Origin of the sequence: Chitinophaga eiseniae (assembly GCF_012641265.1) — a bacterium.
Classification (GTDB): Bacteria; Bacteroidota; Bacteroidia; order Chitinophagales; family Chitinophagaceae; genus Chitinophaga; species Chitinophaga eiseniae_A.
Genome location: NZ_JABAHZ010000001.1, coordinates 1,821,636 through 1,843,472 on the forward strand (window position 1 = coordinate 1,821,636; position 21,837 = coordinate 1,843,472).

A 21,837-nucleotide genomic window follows, 5' to 3' on the forward strand; every position below is an offset into this window, starting at 1 on the left:
AATAGGTAGTTAATCTGTGGAATTACTTGTTCATTGTCCGACCAATTATAATTCTAATCAGGGTTAAAGTTCTTATCTTGTCAATCAGAATACCACCCTTAATTTGACCATTACAAATGCTATTTTTGCAGGCTTCGAAAAGTGCGCTATATGGAGATTCATTCAAGGGAAAATAAGATGTGATGGTGGAGAAACGACTACTCCATAGTAAAAATGAAAAGCAGGTCTGGGTGATACCCAGACCTGCTTTTATAAATGCGGTTGCGTGTCGTCGTTAAACCGGGCGTTTATCATACTCATCATGGCGGCGCCACCAAACACCGTTTGCCTCATTGCGGCCTTTAGGCGCCCGGTCCAGCCATTGGTAAACGTTCCACAGGCTATCGAGTCCACGGGCGTAGGCAGAATAAGTATGATAAATAACCCCGTCTTCCATGGCGAAGGTGCTCATACCAGGTCGATCGCGATGAAACGTAGGTATATCTGTTCCGCACATCGCTGCAAACTTTGCTTCAGCGGATTGCCCCCCACTCTCCTGCTCCGGACGCCATTCGAAGGCAGCTTCTTTCCGGTAGTTGTATTCCACTTCTCCTGCCCTTTGCTCATCTTCTGTAAACCAGACATTAAAATCGTGGTTAAAATCGCCCGGGTGAGACGATGCCCAGGGGAAAGTCCAGCCCATGCGCTGTTTAAAAGCGGCTAATTTCTGTAATGGCGCGCGGGAAACTGCCCAGAACATCACATCGTGATTAGCCAGGTGTACGTCAATCCCGTTGAAGCCATCGGCAATCATAGAGCAGGATGGGCAGCCAGCGGCATAGTCCGGTCCAAACATAAAGTGATAGATCATGAGCTGCGACCGCCCCTGGAACAAATCTGCGAGAGATACCCTGCCTGCCTCTGTATCGAAATAATAGGCTTTGTCTACCCGGATCCAGGGAAGCTCCTGGCGCCGTTGTGCCAGCTCATCGCTACGCCTGGTGAGCTCCTTCTCCTCGCGGAGTAAGGCAATCCTGGCAGCCAGCCATTCTTTCCGCGTAGCCGCTTTCGGATGCTGATATTGATTTTCCATGATGTTGAGATTTGAGGTATACGATAGTATAAAATTAAGGGCTTCTCCCCAAGATACCTGGGGGGAAATAAGACTTTACCAGGGGGGTATCGGGCCATAGGGTCGTTAAAGACGGATTTTTAATCAGCATTCCTATCTTGTTGAGCCAATCCAATTTTCTACATCAAAAAAGAATCTAAACAGATCAAAATAGCGGTTGTTTTAAGTGTTTTATCATTTTATTTTCGTTACAACAATATGCATCCTATGTACCCAACAGAACAACGTGTAGCAGCAATATTATCAAGTATTATTCAAACGGACCCCCTGATTAATAAATCTGTATATCCATGAGCCAATGAATCGATATTAGCCCAATAGCAGTTTTGTTAAGCCAGAATATCTAACAGACCCATTCCTGGTACACCCACTATAATTTATAACCCTACTCATAAATACATCCAATAAATGTTAATCAATATAAAAACACCTGTCTTCCATTTCCCTCTGACTGCTTTAACTGGCACCATAAAAAAAATCTTCATGACCACTATTTCTAACTAACAGAGATAAAGCATTTTCTCTCAGGCATTATCCCCGTGAGAAAGTCGGAGATTACCACGTTATCCAGAGTACTATGGTAACTGACTCCGTAGCTGCTATTTGTTTGAAGTAGTGTACAATGCAACAAACGAGGTAGCAGCAGCTCCAGAATTCAGAGCTGGAGCAGAATAAATTCCATCTTTAACAAAAAACTATTATCAACATGAAAAAATTAAAACTGCAGGCCGTTCAATTTGGCGCTATCGAAGTACTTACAAGAACACAATTAAAGAACATCTTAGGTGGCGACGGCAGCGGTGGTGCAAAAGAGTGTACCAAAGACTCAGATTGCGGAACGAAAACAGTTACAAATGCCTGTGGAGATGAGGTTACAGTAAGTGGAGTCTGCTCATCAGTTACCCACAAATGCAGCTGGGGAACCGCATGTTGATCTGATCATCGATCTCAGTCAAAGGGGTACGTGATATCACGTATCCCTTTCGGCACCAATATCTAGATAAATACATGTATATGAGACGTGGTTTTCCTGGTATTCTATTACCTATAGCAGTCATTCTCTTACTTTCATCGTGTTCAAAGAAGACAATTACTTTCATTGGAGAACATTCATTATTTACATCAAATGAATTTCACCGGGACAGTGCTGATAAGGTTGACTTCCTGATAGAAAGCAGAAAAAGGATCAAAAGAGCGCAACTGGTATTAAGAGAAAGCCAACCAACTACCATTCATACCAAGGATCCAGTTTTCTTTTATCCTATGGGCCTGATACTTAGCTGGCGGATAGCTTATCCTGGCGATATAATAAGTGTTAGCGAAAACAACTATGGCTCCTTAATTTATCATACTTCCAATAAGCAGAGAGATGCAGCGCTATTTTGCACTAAGCTCATTGACAGCTGCAATTTTGATCTGGAAAAGCACTTACTGGGAAAATACTATGCAGCAAATACCCCATCGTCTCCCCCAAAGGCTACCACGATAGCTGAAATTAAACAATCCCTTGCCATTTTAACAGTCAGCAGAAACAACCTGGTAGACTCCCTGGCTGCCACCTATTCATTAACCAGAGATTTCCTGGACAACAAACGGTACGAAATTCAGGCGGATTCACTATCAAAAACCTATTCGCTCTCTAAAGCGCTGTTAAAGCCAACTAAAAACCGGGATGAGTGGTGGGAAACATGCCAGTCATTTATTCACGACATTAACACCCTCCCTGTAAAAACAGGTTCTTTTTTTTACTTCAGGCGTTGCGCTGAAGAGCTACTCACATACATAGCAGCGGAAAGAAATATCAACAGTGAGCTAAAAACCACTGCCGATTTTACCAATAAGTATCATTTAATCAATGAAAATTTTTCCGGAGAAGCAAGAAATTATTTGCTGTCTGATATTATATATCAGACACTTTCCAAAAGACTGGATATTCCTTCCGAATACCTCCACAGCTATTTCAAGGTGTGTAGCAACAGCCAATATAAATCCGAGATAAAACATAAATTAAGGCAGAAAAGGAAGATCGACGGTATTAAACGCAGTACATCACGAAATGATGTCTTATCCATTAAAACATTTAAAAAAAGCAGTATTGAGGATATAATAAACCAGGAAAAAGGAAATATTATTCTCCTCGATTTATGGGCTAGCTGGTGCGTACCATGCCGGGAAGAGATTCCCTTTCTTAAAGCGCTGGAGAAAGAATATAGCGGGAAGGCTATCAAGTTCATTAAAATCTCTCTTGACAAAGAAATTGAAAAATGGGAAAATGCCTCTCAAAACGAAGCATTCACAGACAACAACTACCTTTTGCTCGACATTAACCGGTCGGCGATCATTACGCAGTATAAAATAGAAACAATCCCCCGTTTTATTTTACTGGATAAACAAGGAGCAGTCATTAACGCTGATGCTCCGTCTCCCAGTGACGGAAAACTAAAAACACTCATTGACCAGTTACTGAAGTGACTTTATATTCATATGCCGGTATTGTGATAATCATTATCCTCAAACTGGATAAACAAACACCTGAATGCTTTCTTCTCCTCCCGAAGTAGCGTCAGCCTTGCTCGTAACCGCTTGGGGATGCTGATATTGGTGCTCCATGATGTTGAATGGGTCCTGCCAGAGGATATCGGGCCGTTTGGAATATTATTGCTATCAATGAGGGGCAATACCCCGATAGATCAGGCCTGGCTGTTAATTACCAATTCAAACAAGTGTTTGCCCTGCAGGCTTACTTTGACGTTCCAGAAATAGCTACCACCATCGTCTACCTCAATAATTTCTTTATCAAATGCTTTTCTGTATTCGCACTCATGTGCAGCCCATAGGAAGTTCACCCAGATTGTTTTTCCGCCTTTCACATCAATGAAGCCAACATACTGTCGGTTATAGCTGGCCAACCGGTCAAATATAAAATGTATATAGCGGTCCCGGCCTTTTGCCTGTCTGTGCATCTTTGCCAATTCAATACGAATAATTTTCTCCGCCTGATCTATTTCCCGCGCAGTAGGTGTAAACCTCGATAATGCTTTCGGGTATATATAACGATCCACCGGTTGATCAGCCGAAAAAATATGGCTAATTGTATGTTTAGCAGCCATATCATTCTTCTTTACTGTTTGCCCTCGTGCAGCGTGACAGCAATATATCAACATGGCAAATAAGAGTTGATTTATGATACCCTTCATGGATCTTACTTTTGTGATGCTATTGACGAGGGCGATATTTCACGCTCACTGAATAGATGAAATCATAACAAAAAATAATATCAAACCGATAACAATTGCAATAAAAGCTGGAATCATAAGCAACTTTTTCCGTCCTGATATGAGTGTTGTTCTTACCAATCCAATCAATCCAATAAGAGGCATGAAAATTACCAGCAGGGTAAGTGTTCTTGGATTGTTGTACCAGGGTGTGTGATTCAGTGGTCTGATTTTCATATAGGGATATTTGAGCCAATATACTAAAAACTCCACAACCCACCCTTGTTCTTTGCAAATCTACCTCCAGGTCATTATCCAACACTGTCTCCTGGTAAATAACGATTCAGCTCTTCAACAGCTCCGAAGGTGCTTGCCCGAACTGTTTCCTGAAGGCAAAAGAAAAATGCGATAAATCTTCAAAGCCCAGGTCGAGGTAAATATCGTTAGGACGCTGTCTTTTTTTGGTAATCAGGAAATAGGCCTCCTGTAAACGCCGCTGCTGCAGCCAGTTGCGGGGCGAAGTCTGAAATATCTTCTGAAAATCCCGCTTAAAGGTGGCCAGGCTCCGGCCGGTGAGATAGGCAAAACGTTCCAGCCGCACATTGAAGTGGTAGTTCTGCTGCATAAATTCCTCCAGGTTGATTTTATATGGATCTGAAAAATCAAATAATACCTTCTTCAGATTTTTATCGTAGGCAAACAATAACATCAGGGCCTCCTGTTGTTTCAGTTCCAGCAGTTCCGGGGCTTTATTTTCCAGCAAGTCCTGGTACTGTAATAGCGACTCCATGAAATAAGACAGGTGCGGCGCGGCTGATAAATCAATAAATGAGGGCGTAGTGAGTTTCTCTTCCAACTGAAAAGCCTCCCGGGCGCTGACCTGCCGGAGTAATTCGTCTCCGAACCGGATGGACAAAGACTTGAACTCCTCCTTCTCTGTTGGGCTTTTAATAAACTTCAACAACTGGTTCTTCCTGGCAAGATAGATATCTCCCTTCCTGAACATTTTCCGTTGGATACCATCATTCAGTTCCATCTCTCCCGAAATCACCATTGCCAGGCTGTGGTGGGTAACAAACTGCTCTCCTTCCCGGAATACGGTAAAGTGACAGGAATAATTAATATTGCTCGTATTATCAGGCATTTTATTGATCGGTCTGTATATAAACATGGCCCGGTATACGCCCGGGCGATGTTCATAAATATAAAACATTTTGGTTTGCGGCCTATAACAGGATGGATTTAGGTTCCAGGTACTCTTCCAATCCATATACGCCAAATTCGCGCCCGAGGCCGGATTGCTTGAAGCCTCCAAAAGGCGCCATGGGGTCATGTTTAAATCCATTGATACATACCCTGCCGGCATCAATCCTGGATGCTACTTTCAGTGCACGCGCTTCGTTGGCAGAAGTGACATAGGCTGCCAGTCCATACATGGTATCATTGGCAATGGTAATCGCGTCCTCTTCATTTTCATAGGGAATGATGGACAGCACCGGGCCGAAAATTTCTTCTTGCGCAATACGCATATCGTTGCGGACATTCGTAAAAATGGTGGCTTTTACAAAATTCCCTTCTTCCAGACCGGCGGGTTTGCCGGGCCCTCCTGCCAGCAGGGTGGCGCCTTCGTCCAGCCCTACCTGTATGTAGTGCTGTACACGCTCGAATTGTTTTTCGGATACCATCGGTCCCACATTTGTAGCGGCATCAGCCGGATTACCGACTACCACATGCGCTGCCGCCGCTTTTGCAAGTTGGTTAACCGTTTCCAGCCTGTCCTTGGGTACCAGTAAACGGGTAGGTGCAATACAGGCTTGCCCGCTGTTCATATACGCGCCAAATACAGCCTGGGGAATGGCCTGCTCAAAGTCTGCGTCCTCCAGGATAATATTCGGAGACTTACCTCCCAGCTCCAGGGTCACCCGTTTAACTGTATCCACGGCCGACCGGGCAATTTGTTTACCAGTAACGGTCGATCCGGTAAATGATATCTTGGCAATATCCGGGTGGTTGGTAATAGCGGTTCCTACTACATTTCCCAGGCCATTCACCATGTTATAAACGCCTTTAGGCAACCCTGCTTCATGGAAACATGCTGTGAGTAATTCTGTTTGTAAGGCGCTCATTTCGCTGGGTTTTACCACTACGGTACAACCAGCTGCTATAGCGGTTGCCAGCTTGCTGCAAATAAAGCTGTTGCTGGAGTTCCAGGGGGTGATGATACCTACCACTCCTACGGGTGTAAGCTGGATAAATGTATTGCCGGACTTCCGTTGAAACTCAAAATGCCGCAGCGTGGTGATCATATTGTCGAATGAGGCGATGGCATTCTGCAGGCTCATGGTACAGAACTGCCGGGTGCCGCCGTATTCCAGGATCATCACTTCTATGAGCTCCTTTTCTCTTTTATTTACTGCCTGTTTTAAATTTTCCAGGAGCTGGATACGGGTAGCTACACTTGTTTGAGAGAATGACTTAAAGGCCGTTTTGGCCGCAGCAATGGCCCGCTGTACATCTTCTTCGTCGCCCAGGGTCACCTGACCGACTGGCTGATGATTGGTGGGATTGATCAAATTAAAAATCTGTGTTCCATGGAGTGTTACAAACTCACCGTTGATATAACCTTTCGTGATGTTTTTCATATGTTTTGTTTTTACATCACAAAGGTCCGGTAAGCGGGAAATATCTGCTTTGTTGTATAGCTCAAATATACTTTGTTGAATGGCTCAGGAGTATTGGATTCAAGACAACAATTTGATAGTAAGAAAAATCCCCTGCCTATTCTTTCTAAGCAAGGGATTCAAATATCATGTTGGCGGTTGTGTTACAGATGAGCAGCCACAAATGTACGGGAGTAATCTTTAATCACCTGTCTGACGGTCCTGAACTGCTGCATGATTTCGTCCTCCGTACCAACAGCCTTAGCAGGGTCCGGGAAGTTTTCATGGAATTTTTGCGCAGTAGTGGGAAAGAAAGGACATCTTTCTTTAGCATTATCACAAACAGTAATCACGTAATCGAATGGTATATCCCGGTACTCCGACACGTTGTTAGAGGTATGTGCGGAAATATCAATGCCATCTTCCGCCATGGTAGCGATAGCACGGGGATTGACGCCATGGGTTTCTACACCGGCGCTATAAATCTCCGCCTTATCACCAGCAAAATGTCTGAGATAGCCTTCTGCTATCTGGCTGCGGCAACTGTTGCCGGTACAAAGCACTAATATCTTTTTCATTTGATGTAAGGTATATAGTTTTAAAGGTATTTACGCTTTTATAGAGGGAACAGGAGTAGGGTACCATTTCTTCCGTAGCCAGAAGGCAACGTTTACCAGGGCAATCAATGCAGGCACTTCTACCAGTGGCCCGATTACGCCCACAAAAGCCTGACCGGAGTTGATCCCAAATACACCTATAGCCACGGCAATAGCCAACTCAAAGTTGTTGCCCGCCGCAGTAAAAGCAATGGATGCATTCCGGGAATAGTCGGCCCCCATAGCTTTACCCAACAGGAAACTTACCAGGAACATCATACAAAAGTATATCACCAATGGAATAGCGATCCTGACAACGTCGAATGGTATTTGTACGATCAATTCTCCTTTAAGGCTAAACATCACCACAATGGTAAACAACAGGGCGATTAAAGTGACCGGTGAAATGAAAGGAACATATTTCTCCTGGAACCACTTCTCCCCTTTCCATGCGATGAGGCTGTAGCGGCTGATGATGCCGGCTGCAAACGGGATACCCAGGTAGATACCCACGCTTTTGGCAATTTCGGCAATGGATATGGGCACAGTAATCCCCTTCATGCCAAAAACGGTGGGCAACCAGGTGATGAAGATATAGGCATAAACGCTGTACAACAATACCTGGAAGATGCTGTTTAAGGCCACCAAACCGGCTGCATACTCGCGGTTGCCTTCCGCCAGTTCGTTCCATACGATGACCATAGCAATACAACGGGCCAGACCAATCAGGATAAGCCCCGTCATATATTCAGGATAACCATGCAGAAACAGCACCGCAAGGACAAACATGAGGATCGGTCCGATAATCCAGTTAAGCACCAGAGAAACTGACAACACCTTTGTATTACGGAACACCTCTCCCATGTTCTCGTATTTTACTTTAGCTAACGGCGGATACATCATCAGAATAAGCCCTATAGCCAGGGGAATATTAGTGGTACCTGACGAGAAGGAATGGATAAACCCCGAAGATGACGGCATAAAGTACCCGATAGCTACGCCGCCAGCCATCGCAAGGAAAATCCATAATGTAAGGTAACGATCCAGGAAGCCCAGTTGCTTACGCTGGGCCGGATGAGAGTTTTGCATGGTAATGTTGTCTATGTAATTAAATATTTAACGGCGTTGATCAGCAACAACCCGGCGCACAGCAAGCAGCGTCAGCTGGCTTTTCTGCATAAACGGTGATGCTGTATATACCGGTACTACTACTGCGGAATGCAGTAATTTCCCCGGTGTTCAAATAGTTAGCCAGGATATCATCCGGAATGGTGATGACCTTTTCTTTCTGAATAGTAATATTTTTGAAACCATTGTTTTCAATCATTTCCAGGTATTCCTGCTTTTGTATAGCGCCGGATACACAGCCAGCATACATTTCAGCGGCCCGTTGAATGCTGGCGGGCAACTCGCCCTCCAACACGATGTCAGAAATACTGAAGTGTCCACCGGGTTTCAGTACACGGAATATTTCTTTGATAACCCCATGTTTGTTGGGCACCAGGTTCAATACACAATTGCTGACTATCACATCGGCTACATTGGCGGTAACGGGCATTTTTTCAATATCTCCCTGGCGGAATTCTACGTTATTGAAATGTAGCTTCTCTGCGTTTGCCCGGGCTTTTTCAATCATAGCAGGCGTAAAATCGATGCCTATTACCTTTCCTGTTTCACCCGTTTCCTGCCGGGCAATAAAACAGTCGTTGCCGGCGCCGGAGCCTAGATCAATCACCGTATCTCCCTGCCTGATTTTGGCAAACTGGGTAGGCAGCCCACATCCCAGCCCCAGGTCAGCATCAGGATGATATCCTTCCAGCGTGGTATAATCATCGCTCATGATGTTGTATACTTCTGTAGAGCAACAACCGGAACCGCAGCAGGAAGCAGCATTGGTAGCCTTGTCCTGTAAAGCGATTTCACTATATTTCTGTTTTACGATTTCCTTCATTTGTTCATCAGTAGCCATTGCGTTTTATTTATTGTATTATTGCAATATTGCGATAAATGCAAGCAAAAAAATATCAGCAGCAGGTTTGCTGTAAGTCTACGTCTTTAAAGAAGGTATTAAACAATTCCTTGTACTGCTTCCAGACTTTGGGATTGATACAATAGCATACGCTCACGCCTTCAATAGATCCCTGGATGATGCCGGCCGTTTTCAGCTCTTTCAGGTGTTGGGAAGTGGTGGCTTGTGCCAGCCCCAATTCATCTACCAGGTCGCCGCATACGCAAGCATTCTTTTTCACCAGGTATTGCAGGATAGCAATACGGGCCGGGTGCGCCAGTGCCTTGGCCATAGCGGCTATTTCATTCTGCTCTTTGGTAAATAAATCTGTCTTCGTGGCACCCATGAATTTGCGTTTTAACCTATCGCAATATTACGATGTATTTTTAATCCAACAAATTTTTTTCAAGGGTCTTGCGCTGTTCGGCAATAAAAAAAGGCCGGAAGTGGTTTGCTTCCAGCCTTTTAGCAAATGGATATGGGTAATTAAATTTTTGCCAGTGCTGTATTGATAAATTGCAGCTCTTCTGCGGTCAAATCTACTTCCATCGCTTTGGCATTGGCAATGGCCTGATCTGCATTTCTTGCGCCGGCCAACACCACGGCGATAGCGGGCTGCAGGCTGGTCCAACGCAATACCAATTGAGATAACGTTGCATTTTTAGCGGCCGCAATCGGACGGATCGTGTCCAGGAATACTTTCACTTTTTCCAGGTCGAATTGCTGGAAATAACCATTGCGGTGATCATTGTCTTTTAGTTGGCCGGATTCTAAATATTTGCCGGTCAGCAATCCCCTTTCCATAGGGCTGTACACGATAATGCCCAGGTTATGTTCCCTGGCATAAGGCACCAGCTCTTTTTCTATACCGCGATTCAGCATACTGTATCCTACCTGGTTGCTGGCGATGTTGACACTTTTTTGCGCTTCCGCTACCTGTGGCACGCTATAGTTGCTTACGCCGGCAGCACGGATCTTCCCTTGTTGTATCAATAGTTCCAGCCCCTCCATGGTTTCTGCAATGGGCGTGGTACTGTCGGGCCAGTGGATCTGTAGCAAGTCGATATAGTCGGTCTGCAGGCGTTGCAGGCTCTCTTCCACTTCCTTCATCACGTTAGCCCGGGATGCGTATTTATAAACAGGTATCTTTTTACCGGCTTCTTCAGCGTCGAAGAAAAACTCTCCTTTGCCCTGGTTACTGCCGTCCCATACGAGACCAAATTTGCTTAACAGTTGAATCTTACTCCGGTCGTATCCTTTAATGGCTTCTCCTATCATTTGTTCGCTGAGTCCGAAACCGTAAAACGGTGCAGTGTCCAGCGTTGTAACACCATGGTCGATAGATGCTTTTACGGATGCGATAGAATCTTTCTGTTCGTTACCGCCCCACATGTTACCGCCGATAGCAAATGCACCGTAAGTAATAGTGGATAATTCCAGGCTGGTGTTTCCTAATTTTCTATATTCCATTGCTTATATTTTTTTAGTGAGATAAATGGCTGGAGCCTCCTGTAATTTGCTTTCTGCCAAACGGCCGAATTCAACAATATAAGGTTGCTGCCCATGGAGGTCAAGCCCTTCCTGGCTTTCCCATATTTCGTAGAAAACAAATACGTTTTCATCTGCGGTACCCTGGTGAAGATCATATTGCAGACAGGCTGCTTCTTTCCTTGTTTCTTTCACCATATGCTGTAATACTCCCCTCACTTCCTCGCGGTGTGCAGGCTTTGCTTTAACGATGGCGGTTAAATAAATACTCATGATAATTGTTTTTCAAAGGTGATAGCAGCTTCCAGGTGTTGGAGATAGCCTTGGCGATAATTGGCCAGTCGCTCCGGGGTGGCATTTTTTTCCAGGTCGTGGAAATGGAATCCTGGTACCCGGTCCATGCCAACAAACTGGTTCATTTTATGAAAGCCAAACAGTACCCCTTCATCTACCGAATGTTGTTCGAAAAATTCACCGGGCAGGGTAAATGCTGTTTCCGGCGCATTCCAACTGGTGGTGACCATATATTTCTTTCCCTGCATCAGTCCGCCGGTGCCATAATTAATAGCAGGATTTTTCCGGCTCCTGCCATCGCTGGCGTACATCCCGTTTTGATGGCCGGCCGTAAACACGTCATCAATATATTTCTTTAAACGGTTAGGCACCTGGAACCACCAAATGGGGAAATGATAGATGACGAGGTCTGCCCATTTAAAACGTTCTACTTCTGTCATTGGGTCAAAGTCATCGTTGATATTTATTACCTGGTATTCCAATTCCTTCCGGTCCAGGAATTCTACGGTCCAGCTTGTTAACGTATTATTAAAAAGCCCGCCAGAGTGGGCAAAGACTTGTCCTGCGTTGATAACGAATATATTCATGTCTATAATTTTAATTATTGATACTGCAAATTTCTATCACTTTTATATATCACACAAATAACTTAAATTGTACCTTTGTATCATAAAAATTATAGTTATGCGATGGAACTTAGAATGGCTCAGAACATTCAACGCTATATATGAAACTGGAACTTTATCTGCCGCCGCGCAGGAACTCAATATTTCCCAGCCGGGAGTGAGCCTCCATTTAAATTCGCTGGAAGCTTTTACTGGGTATAAACTATTTGACCGCTCTGCGAGAAGAATGGTGCCTACAGAAAAAGGGAAGATCCTGTATAATTATATATTGGATCCTTTAAAGAAACTGGAAACAGGAGAACAACACTTTCATAAACGTTCCCAAAATGAACGTGTAACCATCAGCGTAGGCATGTGCTTTGAAACGTTTCAATATACCCTGGAAGAGCATGTTGCCAGCCTGCCCTTCAATCTCATCATCAAATTTGGAGAATACCCCCAGATGCAACACGACCTGGACAATGGGTTGCTAGACCTCATCATTACCCCGCAAAAAGGGAATCAGCCTAACCTGCAGTACAGGCCCTTCTCCAAGGAAAGGATTGTGTTGATTGCCGGCAACAAAACTGATACCACTGAACTGGAAGAACTATTGCAACAGGATAAAATGAAGGCAGCCACCAAACTATTAAAACAACAACTCTGGTACAGTACGGCCGCCGATATGGACCACCTGAAGAACTTCTGGCAACAACATTTTGGGGAGCATCCTGATTTTAGTCCCAACTACATCGTGCCTAATATCAGCTCCATTATCCGCTGCCTGAGCGACAACACCGGCTTTTCCATTGTACCGGATTTCTTATGCGTGGAAGCGATTAATAGCGGAAAAATTAAAATAGTATGGGAAGGCCATCAGCCACTGGAGAATACACTCCACTTCGGCACCAGGAAGAAAACCATGTACGAGAAAGAAATTGCGCAGCTGGAACAGCTGCTGGAAGAGAGGTGGGAAACTGTTGCGTAGTGAAGTATATTTGAATGCGCGGCCGCATTCGGCGTAATCATCTTCCGGCTGTTTATTTCAACAACCCTCCCGGCGTAGTCCCGAACTTCTTCTTGAAGGCACGGTGAAAATGTTGCGGATGCGTATACCCCAGCCCGTAGGCAATCTCGGAAATATTATGGTCGCCCTGCAGTATTTGCTGCCTGGCCGCTTCCAGCCTTTCATTATTGACGAAGGTAAACACACTTTGGTTAAACAGTAACCGGAAGCCCTTCTTCAGCTTAAATTCATTGAGACCACAAATCCTCGACAGCTCTCCCAGGGTAGGCGGAAAAGCCAGGTGTTCAAGCAGGTATTGGCGTGCCTGGTGCAACCGTTCTTTGTCGCCGGTACGCAATCCCTCCCCCGGATGAGGTGTACGGGAAGGCAACAGGGCTTCGCATTGCAGGTAGAAAAGTTGCAGTACCTGCGTTTCAAAATGCAAACGCCGGAGGCCTTGCGGAACAGGGCTCTCCCATACCTGCCCGAGCGCCTGCTGTAACCGGGGACTGAAGTGAGGCGTGGGTGCATGCATTACAAAAGGTATCCCCTTTTCTATTTTGGTCACCAGGTGCTGCAACTCCGGCGCATAATTGTTGATCAGCCCTATCATCTTTTCCTGGCCGATATAAATACCCAGGTTACGAAATCCCTGCCCACCGGCCAGCTCATTCTTTTCCCAGGACCGGGGATTAAACAACAGGTTGGAATAACCCTGTCTGAATAGCTGGCGGTCGATCAGCCCCTCATGTGTTTGACATAATTGCCCCGCTATAACAAAATTAAGCTCCACAAAAGCCTGTTCGTTGTAATGCTGCCAGGAGAATTCTGGTGGTCCTGCTATTACTTTCCCATCGGCAATGGCCATCTCATCGCAGAGCACGAACTTACCGGCGCCGTTTATCCCAGGCATCGGCAGACTGTACTCATGCACTTCCCCCTGGGGAATCTGGAAGATATCATTGAAGGCAACGCTATGGGCAGTAGAGGATTCCATGAGTACAAATGTAGCCGGAAACGGCTATTAAAAGGGTATTTATTTTCGTCTTATCTATCATCATCTTATTAAAATGAAATAAATAATTATTTGTAAATACGATTCTATCCTTATTTCCCCTGCCTCCGGGGAAGTACTTCAAAAATGGTACTTATTTATCCGTTTTGTGCACTCGTCCGTCCCACTCAACCGGGAATTTTGTCCTAAATATTTTATTCATGACAACATCCACTCAACAACATGTGCCGGTATTGATAGCCGGTGGTGGGGTAACCGGTCTTTCCGCCGCTTTATTTCTTTTACAACAGGGTATCCAGCCCTTGCTGGTAGAGCGCCATCGCGGCACTTCCATCCATCCCCGTGCCCGGGGATTTGATATTCGTACCATGGAATTATTCCGGGAGCTGGGCCTCAGCGAAAGCTTACGTGAGGCGGGCAAAGCATTGGGGCCGGCCTGGGGCGTACTGCGTGCCAACACGCTGGCAGAAGCCCTGGCGCCTATACAAGCAAGGGAAGGCGGCCAGATCACTTACCCCAGTCAACTGAAAGGACTGGAAAGCCTGGCGGCGCTCAGTCCTGAAACAGGCGCCCGCTGCACGCAGGACCTGGCAGAACCCATACTGCGGGCGGCGGCAGAGGAACGGGGCGCCGACCTGCGGTTTTATACCGAGATGATTTCCTTTTCGCAGGAGGAAAACTTGATAACGGCTGTGTTGCTCAACCGGGAAACCGGCGCCACCACTACCGTTACGGCCGATTACCTCGTAGCAGCCGATGGCGCCAATAGCCCCATCCGGCAGCAATTGCAATTGCCTACCACCGGCCCCGGTGTACTGGCGCACTTTCTCAATATCTATTTTGAAGCCGACATGGCGGAGCTGGTGCGCAACCGGGAGTTCAGTCTCTGTATCATTGATACACCCGGCTTAACCGGTTTTGTCTCTGCTATCAACAACAGCGATCGTTGGGCATACCAGCTGCGCTACTATCCTGATAAAGGCGAAAAAGCAACTGACTATACCACAGCGCGGCTCCTCGATATATTGCATGCTGCTTTAGGCATGCCGGAACTACCTATACGGATTATCAGCGTGCTCCCCTGGGAGATGACTGCCCGCGTGACCGATACCATGCAATGCGGCCGTATTTTCCTCGCCGGCGATGCAGCCCATGTGATGACACCCTACGGCGGCAAAGGCGCCAATACCGGCGTTCAGGACGCGCAAAACCTTGCCTGGAAGATAGCTGCTGTGTTAAAAGGACACGCCACCCCGGCCCTGCTGGAATCGTATACTATCGAAAGGCAGCCCATAGGACTTTTCAACACCCTGCGTTCCGCCACCCTGGCCGATGAACAGGGAATACTAAAAGACCAGGAAATCATGCTGCGGCAGCCGGCTGGGCTATTGAAAACGTCAAAAGAAACAGCTGGCGAAACGCAGAAAAATATGGAGGTTACCCAAAATGTAAGGACGTTGATCGGTATTCCCGACTATCAATATCCTGTTAAGGTAATTTCTGAATGCCCCCTCCTTCCGCCAGATAAAGTATTCTATGGCCTTCCAGGTACGCGGGTGCCACACCTGTGGATGGATGCAGCCCGCACAGTGTCCACCCTCGACTTGTTAAAGGGGCAATTCACATTATTTGTACATGGTGATGCCACACCTTGGCAGACGGCATTAAATGAACATGATCTTTTCGTACAGGTATACCCGTTAGCCTGTGATTTGATAACACAATGGGAAGCAACTACCGGTGCCGTATCCGGCGATGCCCTGCTGGTAAGGCCGGATGGGTTTGTAGCCTGGAGGGGGAGTATGGAGAAAGATGTACAGTTACCGCTGGCGGCTTTGTTATCCTAAATGATTTCCTATTCTTTACAATCACTTGTACGAGGAGTCAGGCATAATAACAACATAACAATTGCTGCCACGATAACAAGTGATATCAGTGCGAAATCACGTCCTAAATGTCCCGCGTCGGTAGACCGTCCCAGGAAATCGGTGATCACTGCTCCGGAAAATACGCCTCCCATGTTCATGAGTCCATAGGCAGTGGCCCTGCTCTTGGGAGGCACAAACTGGCAGAGGATGGGCATATTGTTGGCATCGAACATGCCAAAGCCTACGCCAAAACAGAAGGCTGCTGCTACCAGGAAAACGGGGGCATTGCCCAGCCCCAGGAACAGCAACGCGGGCACGGTGAGGCTCAAACCAATGGCACTGGTATAAATACGGCCTTTCAGGTTACGCTGTACCCAGTGGTCCGACAACGACCCGCCTATCACCACGCCAATAAAACAGGAAATGGCGGTAGAAATAGTGGCCAATGGTCCGGCTTCATTCATGGGCACCTGCAATGATCCGGAGAACAGCGTGGGCAGCCAGTTTTTAATTGCCCACCCCGGGATGCTGGGGATAGAAAAATACAGGAAGATAATCCAGAAAGGCAGGAGCGACAACACACCTTTTATTCCACGGAAGAACGGCGTCTTTTGGCGTGGCACTCCAGGATCGTCTGCCGGCCGGTGTTCGCGAAGGAACAGGATCAGCACCAGCGAATAGGCGATGCCGATCAGGCCAAACCAATGGAATGTTTGCTGCCAGGAAAATGCGGCGGCGATGGTAGCGCCAAAGCCTCCCAACGCCTGTCCCATATATAGCCCGGTCATATGAATGCCCACTGCCAGCGACCGTGTTCGCGTGTTGTGATAGTCAGCGATCAGTGATAACCCGGCGGGAATATATAGTGCCTCGCTGATCCCCATGATGGCCCGCAGCCAATACAGCTGGTCGAAACTGGTAGCATATCCCATCAGCAAAGTAACGGCGGACCATACGAATAAACTGCCTACAATGAGGAACTTTCGATTAACCCTGTCGGCAATAATGCCCGACACGGGCGACATCAGTCCGTAGATCCAGAGGAAGATCGCCATCAGCCTGCCGAAGTTGGTAGCGCTTTCCAGCGCTGGCAGCTGTTGCTGGATGGCCGGCCGCATGGTAGCCAGCATCTGCCTGTCGAGATAGTTCAGCAATGCTACAAACCACAACAATGCCACTACGATCCATGGATAATACTTGCCGTTCTTCATAACCTTTGATGGTGTGTTGAGTGATATCAGTGCAATATTTTGGTGGCTGTTAATACATGCGGCGTCCGGGTGCCGGGCCTCACCTCTCCTCCCGGCAATACCAGCCTGCCATTCCAGTCGACCAGCGTAGTAGTAACCGGCGCCCAGTAGCTGCCATTAGGATTCGCAGGCGCGTCGGCGTTATGCTTTGTTATCATGCTGCCTTGTAGTTCCCAGCGATCACTCACGGTATTATAAGACAGGATGGCATCAGAAAAACCGGGATGGTGTTCCCGCAGCTCCGCAGCCTGGTCGGCATGCCTACCATCATCCCCTCCAAAAATGGTGAGCTGATGAGCGGCTGTTTCCCAGGCGGGCGTGGGCGCGGCCACCACAGGTGCGGGCAAGTCGCTCACCCGCTTCCAGCCGCCGGCTGGCTGATAACGATAAGCATCGCTCAGGTATTTTCGTTTGCCATGTTCCAGCGCGGTACCGCTAAAGAGGTAAAAATCCTCCCCCTCGGTTCCTGCCACAGCCAGCATGCGCGCCGGGCCGGGCCAGGATGGTAATTGCTGCCAGCGGGGAAATGTATCTAACTGGGAAAGATCCAGCATATAAAAATCATTCACCGCAGCCTGATCAGCAGGAGCATGTAGTCCACCGGCAACGTATACACGATTTTTGGTCATAGCCCCGCAAGTATTGGCCAGTGGCGCGGGCAGCGCCGGTAAAGTATCCGTTACGATAGTCCCATTCTGCCAGCAGAGCCGGAATACATCGGGATAATGTCCATCGGCATTACTGCCCCCGATGCAGATCAGTCCCTTCCCGTCGGAAACGGAAACACCATAACCCAGTGGCCGTGGCAGCTTACCGGCCAGCTGCCACTTTCCACCGGGTTTATCCAATATAAAGATATGATCGTACCAGGTTTTCTTTCCTCCATTCCAGGGCGTACCACCATGGGGAAAATTGCTACCGCCGGCCACTATCAACACACCGTTAGATGTGCCGGCAAAGGAGCCCGCAAATCCTGTAGGGTCGGGAATCGGCGGCAGGGTATCCCATTGTAGCGGGAGCTCCATTGCTCCCGCCCCTGGGTTGCTACAGTTTTCGTTCATCAAAAAAGATAAAGCCATTATTATAAAAAAATATTTGTGCATGCTTTCCGCTTATGTTGTGGTTACATTTTCCAACACTTTAGCAAAACCAATTTCCCGGAGATAGCTGTCAATTTCCTCCACCTGTGCGCAACCAAGTGCCTGCAATGGCAGGCGGCAAGGTCCCAGGTCTCTACCCAGCAGTTTCATAATGGCCTTTTGCGCAGGGATAGGCGAATGCCATCCCAGGCATTGAATCATTTTTACCGCCTGGTATTGCAGCTCCCTGGCCGCAGCGATATCGCCTTTATTGAAAAGCTCCATGACCCGCAGGTACAAAGGCGCCGCAAAGGTATAAGTACTACCAATGGCTCCTTTTGCTCCTACCGACAGTGCTGGCAGCAACAGCTCATCATAACCAAAAAGGATATCGAACTTACCGTCTTTATAATTTAAGCAGGCCTGGTACTCATGCAGTGTGGCGGCCGTATACTTGATACCGGCCAGGTTGGGTATCCGCGATTCTCCCAGCTGCAGGAATTCCAGCGGGTTTACCGCCACCCCGGTGATAGCAGGAATATGGTAGTAATAGAATGGCAGCGATGGTGCAGCCGCAGCAATTTCCGCCATGCAATCCACCATGATGCGGGCGGAACCTGGTTTAAAGTAAAACGCCGACACGGCCGAAATAGCATCGGCACCTGCCTGCTGTGCATGCGCCGCCAGCCTGCGCGCCTCCACAATGGACGCATGTCCCACATGCACCATTACCAGGCAACGTTTATTTACTGCCTTCACATAGGCGTCAACGATAGCCATACGTTCTTCGGTAGTCAGGTTGGGCCCTTCCCCGTTGGTACCGCAGATAAATACGCCTTTGATACCCTGGCTAACCAGGCTATCGACGAGGCCTGGTACCAGCGAAAGGTTAAGAGAACCATCTTCATTAAATGTGCTGAACGTAGCAGCGATCAATCCTTGTACTCTCATGGGTTATTACTTATTTTTTGCTTGTTTGCTGCAGCCACGTCGTATTGAATTTCTTTAATACCAGGCTATAGTTGAATCCTTTGTTTTGTTGTGTATTTGTTTCATAAAGACAGTATATCGTACCATCCGAACCGGCGGCCATATCGCTGTAGCCAGCAGGCCCACTGTCCAGCACCTGGTGTACGTTCCAGGTATTACCCTCATCAAACGATACGCTGGCAGTGAGGTTGGCACGCGGCTGTTTTTCTATATTCCTACTGTCGGGATTAACAAAAACCAGTGCCGGCTTACCCTCCGGACGCCAGTCCTTTACACGCACAATGCTGGCCATGCAGGTGGGGTCAAACAACGCTGACTCATACCGCACCGGGCTCCAGCCGGAAATGCCATCTTTGCTTTCGCTGAATGCACGGCGTTTCACGGGAGCAGGGTTACGCATACTCAACAACACGCGCTGATCCGATAACTCCACCGGCTGACTTTCACTCGGATTGGGCATGCGGGCAGAAGAATCGGCCACAATAGCGCCGCTGTGCCAGGTTTTCCCGTGATCATCACTGTAAATGGTGGCCACACAGGAAGGACCATGACTTCTCCTGGGCGTGAGCCTGCGGGAATTGGCCAACCAAACAGCCGCCAGTAACCGGCCAGAGCTCAGTTGTATACCGTGGCCTGGACCGGGGGCCAACACATTCCAGTTGTATGCCGGTTTAAACTGATCGTATACGGCGGTGATGTTTTCCGGCTGCGACCAGGTTTTCCCGTCATCTTCTGACCGGATGTACCATGCGTCTTTGTAATCTTTCTGGTACAACAGGTGTACCACGCCCTTGTCGTCGACAATCGGCGTGGGATTTCCTGCCGGGCCCTTGCGGCAAGTATCGAGTATATGGATCTCGCTCCAGGTCTTTCCCCCATCGGTACTGCGGCGCATCACCAGGTTCATATTTGCCCAATCGCTGGCAGTCCCTATCCTTGCTTCACAAAAGGCCAGGAGGGTTTGCTTCGGCGTCAGCACAAGGGCAGGAATCCTCATGGATGCGTATTGGCTATCCGGCTCAAATACAACGTGTGATTCATTAATGATATGATCCGCAGCGGTGCGGGTAGTACGGCAACCGCCTACTATAGCAGCGGCGACGATCATCAAAAAGAACCACCTGATCTTTACTATTTTCATCTTGGCGTGATTAATATTATTTATAACCATCTGTTTGTGTCATATCCGGGTTGTTGGCCAATACAGTGGTATTCACCGGCCAGAACAACGGCGTGGTTTTACCTTTCAGATTGGGCACGTAGTTGTATACATCCATGATGCCTGCTTTATGAAAGCGCACGAGATCAAACCAGCGTTTGTTCTCAAAGAACAGTTCGCGGCCACGCTCATCCAGGATCTCCTTCTCCAGCGCAGTTTTCGTCATATCGCCTGCATATGCCGCTATACCTGCTCTTAATTTTACATTATCCAGGTATTTTTTACTGTTATTTACGTCATCCAGCGCAGCATAGGCTTCTGCCTTCAACAAGTACAGATCGGCCAGGCGATAGATGATCAGGTCGTTATCAGCATATCGATCATCTGCATATACCGTTCCGGGATACCTGGTGATCCAGCTGATTTTTGGACCCGAAGCGTACATATCAGCGATCCAGGTGTAAGGAATGCGCTTGTCGGCCGGGCTGGTAAACAACGATTTCGACAAGGGACTGATCTGGTATGCACCCTGACCATTGGTCGAATTTTTCACATATGGAATCTGTTCCTTGTTAGTAGCCCCTTCCAGTACATCTTTAAAAGGTAAAGCATTCTTCGCATAGTTGCCACCGGGTGTTTCATCTTTATTGTAATAAGCAGCTATCAGTACTTCACTGTTGGCCGCAGCCCGCACGCCAGTTACTTTGGCAAAATCTGCCTGGAGTGATACGCCGGTACTTTCTGCTTCTGTGATCGCTGCCACTGCAGCCTGCAAATCTGCTGGTCCGCCACCGGCCACCCTGGCCTTCCACAACAAAGCATCGGCTTTCATGGCCATCACACTGCCATAGGCAAACCGGTATTTGGAAGGATAGCTTGTTTTCGAAAAGTCAGTCATCCCTGTAAACTGCGCGGTAGCTGCATCCAGGTCGCTGAGCACCTGCGCGATCACTTCAGATGCACTGGCCCGTTTATGCAACACTACCTGCTCATCTGTGATGGCTTCCAACACAATGGGCACGCTACCGAATACACGCAGCAGGTGAAAATAAAAATAAGCGCGCAGGGCCAGCGTTTCACCCACTATCTTCTTTTTCAGATCTGGGCTGGAAGCAAAAGCAAAGCCCTGGATCTTCTCCAGCAGGAGGTTACAGTGACCAATGCCACGGTACCATTCGGAATAATTAACCGCACCGGAGGAGGGCGACAGTGTTTGCGACCAGGCCACCGTGAAGCGGGAGTTGGTAGCAGAAATCAGCTCCTCGCTCCTTTCAGTACCATAGGTAACGTTGTTGGCTATACTACGCATCACCGTGTAGACCCCTACTACATTTGGCTCAAAGTCGCCTTCACTGCGGAAAAACACCTGGTCGGTAATCTGCGATTGCGGCTTTACTTCCAGTAGTTTGTCGCAGCTAGTCAACAGCAATGCCAGGAAAATTATATAACAGCTCGTCTTTTTCATACGTCAAGTTTTTAGATGATAGGAACGG

At 47.5% G+C, this 21,837-nt stretch carries 21 protein-coding genes; 4 read left to right on the top strand and 17 right to left on the bottom strand.

Annotated elements, in window-relative coordinates; translation table 11 throughout:
• Nucleotides 1–274: 274 nt before the first annotated feature.
• Nucleotides 275–1,072, bottom strand: coding sequence for a DUF899 domain-containing protein (locus HGH91_RS07000; protein WP_168737704.1), 798 nt, complete (start codon nt 1,070–1,072; stop codon nt 275–277).
• A gap of 745 nt (nt 1,073–1,817) precedes the next feature.
• Between HGH91_RS07000 and HGH91_RS07005 the strand changes: the two genes are divergently transcribed.
• Nucleotides 1,818–2,045 (top strand): hypothetical protein, encoded by a 228-nt coding sequence (locus tag HGH91_RS07005; protein ID WP_168737705.1) that lies wholly within the window; start codon nt 1,818–1,820, stop codon nt 2,043–2,045.
• An 80-nt stretch (nt 2,046–2,125) separates the two neighbouring features.
• On the top strand, nt 2,126–3,583 hold the full coding sequence (locus HGH91_RS07010) for a TlpA family protein disulfide reductase (protein ID WP_168737706.1): 1,458 nt from the start codon (nt 2,126–2,128) through the stop codon (nt 3,581–3,583).
• A 218-nt stretch (nt 3,584–3,801) separates the two neighbouring features.
• Here HGH91_RS07010 and HGH91_RS07015 read toward each other — a convergent pair whose 3' ends face one another.
• The 10 genes from HGH91_RS07015 to HGH91_RS07060 form a co-directional block, all read right to left on the bottom strand.
• Nucleotides 3,802–4,308, bottom strand: coding sequence for a hypothetical protein (locus HGH91_RS07015; protein ID WP_168737707.1), 507 nt, complete (start codon nt 4,306–4,308; stop codon nt 3,802–3,804).
• Between the two features lie 361 nt (nt 4,309–4,669).
• Nucleotides 4,670–5,596, bottom strand: coding sequence for a helix-turn-helix domain-containing protein (locus tag HGH91_RS07020; RefSeq protein ID WP_247651663.1), 927 nt, complete (start codon nt 5,594–5,596; stop codon nt 4,670–4,672).
• A complete protein-coding gene (locus tag HGH91_RS07025; RefSeq protein ID WP_168737708.1) occupies nt 5,553–6,968 on the bottom strand; it encodes an aldehyde dehydrogenase family protein in 1,416 nt (471 codons plus the stop codon). Before HGH91_RS07025 ends, HGH91_RS07020 begins: the two co-directional genes overlap by 44 nt.
• A 182-nt stretch (nt 6,969–7,150) precedes the next feature.
• Nucleotides 7,151–7,564: an arsenate reductase ArsC gene (locus tag HGH91_RS07030; protein WP_168737709.1), complete on the bottom strand. Its 414-nt coding sequence runs from the start codon at nt 7,562–7,564 to the stop codon at nt 7,151–7,153.
• Between the two features lie 30 nt (nt 7,565–7,594).
• Nucleotides 7,595–8,671 (bottom strand): ACR3 family arsenite efflux transporter, encoded by a 1,077-nt coding sequence (arsB, locus tag HGH91_RS07035; RefSeq protein WP_168737710.1) that lies wholly within the window; start codon nt 8,669–8,671, stop codon nt 7,595–7,597.
• Nucleotides 8,672–8,711: 40 nt separating this feature from the next.
• Nucleotides 8,712–9,551, bottom strand: a complete 840-nt coding sequence (locus HGH91_RS07040; RefSeq protein WP_168737711.1) for an arsenite methyltransferase — start codon at nt 9,549–9,551, stop codon at nt 8,712–8,714.
• A gap of 55 nt (nt 9,552–9,606) precedes the next feature.
• The gene (locus HGH91_RS07045) at nt 9,607–9,936 is read right to left on the bottom strand and encodes an ArsR/SmtB family transcription factor (protein ID WP_168737712.1); all 330 of its coding nucleotides are present in this window, start codon (nt 9,934–9,936) and stop codon (nt 9,607–9,609) included.
• A gap of 140 nt (nt 9,937–10,076) precedes the next feature.
• Nucleotides 10,077–11,060: an aldo/keto reductase gene (locus tag HGH91_RS07050; protein ID WP_168737713.1), complete on the bottom strand. Its 984-nt coding sequence runs from the start codon at nt 11,058–11,060 to the stop codon at nt 10,077–10,079.
• Nucleotides 11,061–11,063: 3 nt separating this feature from the next.
• Complete coding sequence (locus HGH91_RS07055; protein WP_168737714.1) at nt 11,064–11,351, bottom strand: putative quinol monooxygenase; 288 nt, start codon at nt 11,349–11,351, stop codon at nt 11,064–11,066.
• The gene (locus HGH91_RS07060; RefSeq protein WP_168737715.1) at nt 11,348–11,959 is read right to left on the bottom strand and encodes an NAD(P)H-dependent oxidoreductase; all 612 of its coding nucleotides are present in this window, start codon (nt 11,957–11,959) and stop codon (nt 11,348–11,350) included. The genes HGH91_RS07055 and HGH91_RS07060 overlap by 4 nt, the downstream gene beginning before the upstream one ends.
• A 97-nt stretch (nt 11,960–12,056) precedes the next feature.
• On the opposite strand from HGH91_RS07060, the gene HGH91_RS07065 reads away from it, so the two are divergent.
• Nucleotides 12,057–12,965, top strand: a complete 909-nt coding sequence (locus tag HGH91_RS07065; protein ID WP_168737716.1) for a LysR family transcriptional regulator — start codon at nt 12,057–12,059, stop codon at nt 12,963–12,965.
• Nucleotides 12,966–13,017: 52 nt separating this feature from the next.
• On the opposite strand, the gene HGH91_RS07070 is transcribed toward HGH91_RS07065, so the two are convergent.
• Nucleotides 13,018–13,980, bottom strand: a complete 963-nt coding sequence (locus HGH91_RS07070) for a helix-turn-helix transcriptional regulator (protein WP_168737717.1) — start codon at nt 13,978–13,980, stop codon at nt 13,018–13,020.
• A gap of 218 nt (nt 13,981–14,198) precedes the next feature.
• Between HGH91_RS07070 and HGH91_RS07075 the strand changes: the two genes are divergently transcribed.
• Nucleotides 14,199–15,845, top strand: coding sequence for an FAD-dependent oxidoreductase (locus HGH91_RS07075; RefSeq protein ID WP_168737718.1), 1,647 nt, complete (start codon nt 14,199–14,201; stop codon nt 15,843–15,845).
• 8 nt (nt 15,846–15,853) lie between these two features.
• On the opposite strand, the gene HGH91_RS07080 is transcribed toward HGH91_RS07075, so the two are convergent.
• From HGH91_RS07080 to HGH91_RS07100, 5 genes are read right to left on the bottom strand one after another with little or no spacing between them, the layout of a single operon-like run.
• Complete coding sequence (locus tag HGH91_RS07080) at nt 15,854–17,077, bottom strand: MFS transporter (RefSeq protein WP_168737719.1); 1,224 nt, start codon at nt 17,075–17,077, stop codon at nt 15,854–15,856.
• A gap of 26 nt (nt 17,078–17,103) precedes the next feature.
• Nucleotides 17,104–18,177 (bottom strand): kelch repeat-containing protein, encoded by a 1,074-nt coding sequence (locus HGH91_RS07085; protein WP_247651664.1) that lies wholly within the window; start codon nt 18,175–18,177, stop codon nt 17,104–17,106.
• A 51-nt stretch (nt 18,178–18,228) separates the two neighbouring features.
• The gene (locus tag HGH91_RS07090; protein WP_168737721.1) at nt 18,229–19,146 is read right to left on the bottom strand and encodes a dihydrodipicolinate synthase family protein; all 918 of its coding nucleotides are present in this window, start codon (nt 19,144–19,146) and stop codon (nt 18,229–18,231) included.
• Between the two features lie 10 nt (nt 19,147–19,156).
• Entirely contained in the window at nt 19,157–20,326 is a 1,170-nt protein-coding gene (locus tag HGH91_RS07095; protein WP_168737722.1) for a sialidase family protein, read from the bottom strand.
• A 16-nt stretch (nt 20,327–20,342) separates the two neighbouring features.
• Complete coding sequence (locus HGH91_RS07100) at nt 20,343–21,809, bottom strand: RagB/SusD family nutrient uptake outer membrane protein (protein WP_168737723.1); 1,467 nt, start codon at nt 21,807–21,809, stop codon at nt 20,343–20,345.
• Between the last annotated feature and the right edge of the window lie 28 nt (nt 21,810–21,837).